The 7,911-nt window shown below is 66.3% G+C and carries 5 protein-coding genes and 2 pseudogenes; 4 read left to right on the forward strand and 3 right to left on the reverse strand.

Annotated elements, in window-relative coordinates:
* A pseudogene (locus D3105_RS35560) lies at positions 1–322 on the reverse strand (class E sortase); the annotation flags it as partial.
* Positions 323–523: 201 nt separating this feature from the next.
* Between D3105_RS35560 and D3105_RS31010 the strand changes: the two are divergent.
* Together D3105_RS31010 and D3105_RS31015 are read left to right on the forward strand one after the other, a co-directional pair.
* A complete protein-coding gene (locus tag D3105_RS31010; protein WP_118906225.1) occupies positions 524–1,528 on the forward strand; it encodes an SEC-C domain-containing protein in 1,005 nt (334 codons plus the stop codon).
* Between the two features lie 149 nt (positions 1,529–1,677).
* Positions 1,678–4,814 (forward strand): annotated as a pseudogene (locus D3105_RS31015) (DUF3427 domain-containing protein).
* 142 nt (positions 4,815–4,956) lie between these two features.
* Here the strand turns inward: D3105_RS31015 and D3105_RS31020 are convergent.
* Positions 4,957–5,163, reverse strand: a complete 207-nt coding sequence (locus D3105_RS31020; RefSeq protein ID WP_118906226.1) for a DUF397 domain-containing protein — start codon at positions 5,161–5,163, stop codon at positions 4,957–4,959.
* Between the two features lie 10 nt (positions 5,164–5,173).
* Positions 5,174–6,037 (reverse strand): helix-turn-helix domain-containing protein, encoded by an 864-nt coding sequence (locus tag D3105_RS31025; RefSeq protein ID WP_118906227.1) that lies wholly within the window; start codon positions 6,035–6,037, stop codon positions 5,174–5,176.
* A gap of 1,102 nt (positions 6,038–7,139) precedes the next feature.
* Between D3105_RS31025 and D3105_RS31030 the strand changes: the two genes are divergently transcribed.
* Together D3105_RS31030 and D3105_RS31035 are read left to right on the forward strand one after the other, a co-directional pair.
* Positions 7,140–7,382 (forward strand): DUF397 domain-containing protein, encoded by a 243-nt coding sequence (locus D3105_RS31030; RefSeq protein WP_118906228.1) that lies wholly within the window; start codon positions 7,140–7,142, stop codon positions 7,380–7,382.
* Between the two features lie 90 nt (positions 7,383–7,472).
* Positions 7,473–7,911 (forward strand): hypothetical protein (locus tag D3105_RS31035; RefSeq protein WP_118906229.1); only part of this gene is annotated, 439 nt, incomplete at its 3' end.

Consider the following 7,911-nt stretch of genomic DNA (forward strand, 5'->3'; position numbering starts at 1 on the left):
CCCGTACCGCGCTAGGCCGGGCAGCGGGGGCGGTAGGCGGGGCGCCGTCCGCTTCCGGACCGGGGCGCGCGGAGGGCCGGGGACTCTCCTGTCGCTCACCACCGCCACCGCTGTCTTCCCGGCTCGGCCGGTCCCACTCCCGCTGGAGGCTCTGGACGGTACGCCCGGCGTCGGCGCGGGCCTCGCGGTTGGTCCACCAGAGTTGATGGGCGACGAGGAGGAGCAGGACGACCCCGAGGGTGACGACGACTTCGGCGGAGACCCAGAGCCCGCGGGCGAGGAGACGCGAACCGCCACCGCCACGACCACGCGCCCCGGACAACACCCCACGCCCTCGCCCGGCTCCCCGCCTCCGCATCGACGTCACCCTTCCGCACCGCAAGCCTCGGGGCGCACGACCGCACACCGTTGAAGACTCGAGGCGCACGGTAGGGGCAAACCTCACAACTCTCCAGACTTCTCCCGCTTCTCCTCCTCCGCCCTCTTCTCCCCGCCGTCACCGTCCGGCAGTACCGTGTGGTCCATGCGCCCCGACACGCCTGCCGATCACACGACCGAAGCCGAGCGTCTGCTCCGCACCGCGGCGCAGTACCCCGAGGACCACGAACCGCTGATCCTCCAGGCCGCGGCCCACCTGGAACTCGCGGGCGACCGCGCCCGCGCGAGCACGCTCTACGACGACCTGCTCGCCGCCCCCGAGGCCACCGTCGACAACCCGCACCTCATCAAGGCCCTGAAAGCGGCCAACCTCTGGGAGTACGGTCACGAGGCCGAGGCCCGGGCGATCATCGACGGCATCCGCACGGCGGGCCCGCTGAAGGCCGCGCCGTGGCAGGTGGCCGCGGAGACCCTGGAGGCGCACGACGAGCTGGAGTCGGCGCACGACTTCTTCTCGACCGCGCTGACCCTGCTGCTGGCCCCCGGGGAGGAGGTGCCGTACGCCACGCAGTCCCTGCTGACCGGCCGCCACCGGGTGCGCAGGCTGATGGGCCTGGAGCACGACGCCTGGGACGAGCTGGCGGGCGAGCTGCACACGGCCGCGGTGCCCCTGGACGAACTGCACGACCCGAAGCGCCTGTGGTCGCTGGGTTCATCGGACCCGGTCGAGCTGAAGGCCGAGATCACCCGCCTGCGCGCGGAGCTGGGCACGTACCGCACGGCGCTCTCCCGGCCGTTCCCGGTGGCCGTCCTGCACTGGCCGGAGAACGAGCTGCGCGAACTGCTCACGGCGTACCCGGCGTTGACCGAGGAGTACGTGGACCGCGCGACCCACCTGGACCGCCTGGAGGCGTCCCTGCGCGACCTCCACGCGACGGGCACCCCGAACCTGGGCATCGTCACGGGCACGGTCCCGTCGTACGAGGCGTTCGCCGCCTCGGAGGCCGCGTCCCCGTCCGACCCGGGCCTTCTTCCCCAGTACGCCACCACCCTCGCCGCCCGGGGCCGCGCGATCCCGTGGCCGCCTTCGCGCACGGCTGCTTGCTGGTGCGGGTCGGGGGAGGCGTATGGGGGGTGCCACGGGGTCTGAACCTCTGATGCAGGTCCCTCGCAGGAGCCGCCGCCCAAGACATCGTGGGCGGCGGCTCCTGCTTCATTCATCAGCCATGGGCCCGGCTGTCAGACCTCCTTGATACAACTGCATATGCAGTACGCAGCCAAATGAGGGGGACTCGGGGCATGCCCAACGACTTTTCGGATGAAGCGCCAGTTGCTGGGCTTTACGAATCGCTCATCACGCATCGGCTCGCCGAGCGGATGAAGCAGCTCGATTCCGCGGGCTGGCACTCCATCGAAGCCTCAGTTGGCACAGAGTCGGCGCCTCATGTCCTCTCCCGCCATATCGGCGCCACAGTGCGTCGCGTGCTGCAAGGCCTCACCCCTACCGAGCAGGTGATGGCGGCCAATCACATCCTGGAATCGCTCAATACGATCGAGGGTGCGACGGAGTGGGTCGACCTCGTCACCGACGGGCCGCGCCAGCTGCTGGCCGTCGCGGAGCAGGAAGCGCCCGGCGTGTACGCCATACGCCCGGCGACCCCGCTGTCCGAGACGGCTCTCATCACGAACTCTCCCGAGGACCCCAGTCTCGGCTTCGAGCTGCGCTCCGAGCTGGCCACCGCCGATCGAGTCGACCTCCTCTGCGCATTCGTGAAGTGGCACGGGCTCCGCGTCCTGGAGAAGTCCCTGTCGTCGGCGCGCGAGCGCGGCATTCCCATCCGGGTACTCACGACGACGTACATCGGCGCCACCGAGCGCCGCGCGCTGGACCGACTGGTGCGAGACTTCGGCGCCGAGGTGAAGGTCAACTACGAGCTTCGCTCGACTCGTCTTCACGCGAAGGCATGGCTTTTCCGCCGCGAAAGCGGCTTCGACACGGCGTACGTCGGCAGCTCGAACCTCTCCAAGGCCGCCCTCCTCGATGGGCTCGAATGGAATGTCCGCCTCTCCTCCGTCGCCACGCCCTCGGTGATCCGCAAGTTCGAGGCGACCTTCGACGCCTACTGGAGTGAGCCGGCTTTCGAGTCGTACAACCCTGACAGGGACGCGCAGCGGCTGGACGACGCCCTGTCCCGCGCTGGTGGCAGCGGGCGCCCCGGATCTACGAGCATCACCCTCTCCGGCCTGGAGGTACGCCCGTACCCGCACCAACGGGACATGCTCGAACGCCTCGAAGTCGAGCGCACGGTGCACGATCGACACCGCAATCTTCTCGTGGCAGCAACGGGTACCGGCAAGACCGTCATGGCGGCGCTGGACTACAAGCGTCTGCGTCAGACGCTCGGCCGCGACCCACGCCTGCTCTTCGTAGCGCACCGCAAGGAGATCCTGGAGCAGTCCTTGCGCGTTTACCAGAACGTTCTTATCGATGCTAACTTCGGTGAGTTGTTGTTCAGCGGCGAGATCCCCAGCCGATGGACCCACGTGTTCGCAAGCGTCCAGTCGCTCACGACGCAGGCTCTGGACCGTATCGCCCCGGATCACTTCGACGTCATCGTGATCGACGAGTTCCATCACGGTACGTCGCCCACCTACCGCAAGATCGTGGACCACTTCCAGCCCCGGGAGCTCTTGGGGCTGACGGCGACCCCAGAACGCATGGATGGCTTGAACATCCAGGACGAGTTCTTCGACGGTCGCATCGCGGCGGAGATGCGGCTCTGGGAAGCCCTGGAGAACGAGCTCCTCAGCCCATTCCACTATTTCGGCGTCACCGACAACACGGACATGAGCGCTGTCACATGGAAGCGTGGAGCGTACGACTCAACAGCGCTGAGCAACCTGTTCACGGGCAACGACGCGCGAGCTCGGCTCGTGGTGCAAGCGGTGAAGGACAAGATCACCGACCCTGACTCGATGCGCGCCCTGGGATTCTGCGTATCGGTCGCGCACGCACACTTCATGGCGGACTTCTTCCGTCGTGCGGGCCTCAACGCAGTCGCCCTGTCTGGGGAGACTCCAGCACACGACCGCAAGGCAGCACTGGATGACCTGCGCTCGGGGGCACTTCAAGTCATCTTCTCCGTCGACCTGTTCAACGAGGGGCTCGACATCCCCGACGTCGACACCTTGCTCCTGCTGCGCCCCACCTCCAGTGCCACGGTCTTCCTCCAGCAGTTGGGCCGGGGATTGCGTCGAACCCAGGACAAGGCGGTCCTCACCGTCTTGGACTTCATCGGCCAGCACCGCAAGGAGTTCCGGTTCGAAGAACAGTTCCGCGCACTGACGAATCTGACGCGCAACCGCCTCCTCGACAGCATCGAGCAAGACTTCCCCCAACTTCCTTCGGGTTGCCAGATCATCCTTGAGACGAAGGCCAAGGACCTGATCATTGACAACATTCGCACGCAGATCGCTGTCAATGTCACGCAGTTGGCCCGCGAGGTCGCCTCCTACACGAAGCCACGCCTTGCGGACTTCCTCAAGGAGAGCGGCCGGGAGCTCAAGGAGCTCTACCGAGGCAACGGAAACTCATGGACAGGCCTCTTGCGTCGAGCGAAGCTCCTGGACGCCATCGGCCCTGAAGGCGAGTCGCCGCTCCTCAAGCGGGTCTCGGCGTTCCTGCACGTCGATGACCCGCTGCGCGTTGCGGCATACAGCAAGTTGCTGGCCGATGACGCTCCTACCTACGACGAGCTCAGCGAGCAGGAGCAGGGGTACGCCCGCATGTTCTTCTTCTCGCTCTGGCCGCTGGGCGGAGACTTCCCCAGCTACCAAGCCGGGCTGGACTCACTGCGCCCCCAGCACGCGTTCCGAGACGAGTTGCATCAGGTACTCGCTCACGTCCTGCAGCAGGCCGACCACGTGCCCGTGCCACTCCTCGGGGCGCACACTGGCATCCCGCTGACCATCCACGCGTCGTACAGCCGCGAAGAGATTCTCCCCGCACTGGGCCAGGCCTCAGTGGATGGTCGCAAGCCCGGGCACTTCCGCGAAGGCGTGAAGTGGTGCGAGAACATCCAGACCGATGCCCTGCTCGTCACCCTGGAGAAAGACGAGAAGGATTTCTCACCCGAGACCCGCTACAAGGACTACGCCCTCAATGACTCCTTGTTCCACTGGGAGTCGCAGAACCAGACCTCGGAGCGCTCACCCACCGGTGTCCGCTACAAAACCCACAAGGAGAAGGGCACTCACGTCCTGCTCTTCGTACGCCGATACAAGCAGACGGATATCGGTGGGCCCAGCCGTGGATGCTCATGGGGCCGGCGGAGTACGTCAAGCACACAGGCAGCAACCCGATGGCGATCGAGTGGAAGCTCTTCCATCAGATCCCGGCCGACGTGTTGACCTACTCGGCAATCGCCGCCGGCTGACAGCCTCTTGCCGTCCCGGCTCCGGCGGGCCACGCCCGCTGAGCAGTTCCACACATCGAGGGTTGGGACGGCAAGCGGGCGGTTACGTTCGGCTGCACGGAGGGACCGCCCCGGCAGAGGACGCCAGGGCTAAGGGTACGAACTAGTTGCCGCTGCCGCTCTTCACTCCGGCCACGAACGCCCCCCACGCAGCAGACGGGAAAACGAAGGCTCCACGATCGCGGTCCTTGGAGTCGCCCACCGCGACAGCTCCGTCCGGTGCTACCTGGAACTCGACACACTGGCCCTGGGTGTCGCCGCTGTAGGACGACTTGATCCACGCTTCGGTCGGGAGATCGTGCCGCATCATCGTGAGCCTCTTACTCGTTCTCAAGATCCCGCGCAACGCGTGAGATCACATCCATGGACTGTCGCGAAGATAGAGCGGCTGCACGTAGCTGGTCAAAGGCACTGCGGTAGTTCTCCACAGCCCCCGTCTCTTCGAGGTACAGGCCGCCGTCGAGATTGTCGAGACCGACGACGTCCAGCTCCATCGGGTCCGGATACGAATACACGGTGAACGGACCGTCCATGCCTACGTACGCGCCCTGCGAGTAGGGGATCACCTGTACCGCGATGCCAGGGCGGTCGGACACTTCGACGAGGTTGCGTAGCTGTGCAGCAGTCACGGCAGGACCACCCACCTGCCGATGAAGCACCGACTCGTCCAGTATGCAGAGGTATTGAGGCGCGTCATCTCGATCAAAGATCGCCTGTCGGGCGAGGCGAAGGTCGACGAGTGTCCGCACCTCCTCGTCGCTCATCCGCTTGCTCCCCGTACCGCGAATGACCGCCGTGGCGTACGCATCAGTCTGAAGCAGGCCAGGGACCACCACACTCTGGTAGGCGTAGATCCGGACGGCGTCCGACTCCAGCGTGAGTCGCTCTTGGAAGTCTGGTTTGAGCTTGTCCGAGTGCTGGGACCACCAGCCCTTCTGCTTGCTCTGCCGCTGAAGGGCGAGCAGCGCTTCCCTCATGGGCGGATCCACCTGGTACATGTCGAGCAGGGTCTTCAGCTCAAGGGGTCGCAGCCCCTGCCGCCCGTTCTCGATGCGACTCATCTTCGTCTTGTCGCCGTCGACGGTCTCACCGGCCTGTTGCAGGCTGATGCCGGACTCCTCCCGGAGCCTGCGCAGTTCAGACCCGAGCCGCTTCTTTCGCACCTTCGGTTCCGGATGTGCCACCCGTCACTCCCCTCCTTCGCCGCGGACCAGTGTGCCGCATGAGCCCGTTCAGGGTTTCGTCATATGCCTGTTGAGTTTTTCAATGCTAGCGACATCTCAACGTTGAGCTCACTCGTGTTGCGCATGGTTGCCAGTTGGGTGCAGTCTGTTGAGAAGCAGCAGCCGACAGCCCAACTGGGCTTGCGCAGAGGCTTGGTGACGGCGCTACACGGCTGCGCTGCGTCCCCGCACGGGTGTTCGCGAACTGAACTCGCCACCCATGTATGCACATCGAGAGCGCTACGCGCCTGGGCACAGGAGATCGTGATGACTCACCAACCGGTCAACAGTCCACCGGAGGCGGCTGGCAATACGGGAGCCGAAGGATTACCTCAGGACGTGATCAGCGCGGAGCTCGACCTACGCCGCGCCCTTGCGTTCCGGTTGGGTACGACGACCCGTTCGACGCTGGACGAGGCAGCTTCTTTGCTGCGTGGCAAGATCGTCGCCTTCGCAGACGAAGTCTTCGCCGTGGAAGCAGACCTGACCTCGTCGGATCGCAGTTTCCGCCTCGAAGTAGCCCACCTCGTCGACAACCCGCCGCGCCGAGCTGCCTACTCTCACGAGGTCTACGCACACGTCCGCACTCAGGCACGGGTACTGCGGAAACTCATCGCTATGAAGCGGCAGCCCGAGGAGCCCTCTGCCGGTGCAACCGCAGATCGCCCTCCGCTCCCCATTCGGCCCCGACCCAGCCGCGCGCCAGAGTTCACCGAGCGCACAGGAACATACGTGGTGCCTAGCGGACTCGCTACACCCTTCCCGGAGGGCGACGGATGAGCGAACGGGCCCGGCAGATCGCGTACGTCGTCTGCCTCGCCGCCATCGGCTCGTCGATCGTGGCGGCGGTGTGGTTCGAGCGTTGACGCCGTCGGCGTAGGTGCCAACAGACCCCATTCGCAGGCCCATACCCCGGGTCCGCCTCAGCCTGCGCATAGCTCGGGCGAGCCCGCCACATACCCCCGCCCGGCTGTCTCCATGGACGGTCGGCAGCCGGGCGGGTGCAGGAGCGCGGGCGAGACCGANGAATCTCCGCGACATCAGCACCGGAAGGGACTTTCCCATGAACGGGAACCTCTACGCCCTGTCGGCCCCCGCGGCCGACGCCTTCGCCGACTTCTGCGGGGGCAACGCGGGCGGCCCCCACGAGACCTGCGTGAGCCTCGCCGCACTCCCCGGCACGGATGCCTCCTTCGTCCTCCGCGACAGCAAGCCCGAGGGCGCCGGCAAGGAGCTGCGCTTCACCGGGAGCGAGCTCGACGACTTCGCCACCGGGTGGGTCAGGACCCGGGGTCTGACGCTCTAGTCTGGCTCCCTTCCTGAGCACGAAGCACCACGTAAAGGGCCGGACCGGACACACGCCGGGCCGGCCCGTCTCCCCTAATGAAGGGCGCAGATGACCTGGTCAGGACACTGGCACGGATACGGTCCGTGGACCGGCAGCAGGGACGCGTACGGACAGGAGGCCCTACGCCGTCCGGGTGCGGAACCGAACTCCGAACAGACCCGCGCGTTCGTCGCCTCCATGCTGCCGCCACTCATGAGCGGGCACTGGCTCCTGCGACAGGACCAGACCGCGGTGGAGCGCACCTGGACGCGGGCGGTGGGCGCCGTCACGTGGCTGAAGAGCACGTACGAGGCGAATCCTCCCGCCGACAGGGACGACGGCGGCCGCGCTCACATCACCCTGGAAGACAAGATCGCGTACGCGATGGACGCTCTTCCCCGAGGCGTCGACGTCTGCTGGGTGCACTACACGAAGTCCCAGAGCCTGATCTCCTTCTCGGTGGTCTGCTGCCTCAACCACCACCATCCCGGCCTTCCCTGCCCCCTCC

This window comes from Streptomyces globisporus (assembly GCF_003501885.1).
GTDB classification, from domain to species: Bacteria; Actinomycetota; Actinomycetes; order Streptomycetales; family Streptomycetaceae; genus Streptomyces; species Streptomyces globisporus_D.

Coding starts and splice junctions, on each gene's coding strand:
- D3105_RS31010 (WP_118906225.1), top strand. CDS start 524: ATGCGCCCCGACACGCCTGCCGATCACACGACCGAAGCCGAGCGTCTG.
- D3105_RS31020 (WP_118906226.1), bottom strand. CDS start 5,163: ATGATGCGGCACGATCTCCCGACCGAAGCGTGGATCAAGTCGTCCTAC.
- D3105_RS31030 (WP_118906228.1), top strand. CDS start 7,140: ATGAACGGGAACCTCTACGCCCTGTCGGCCCCCGCGGCCGACGCCTTC.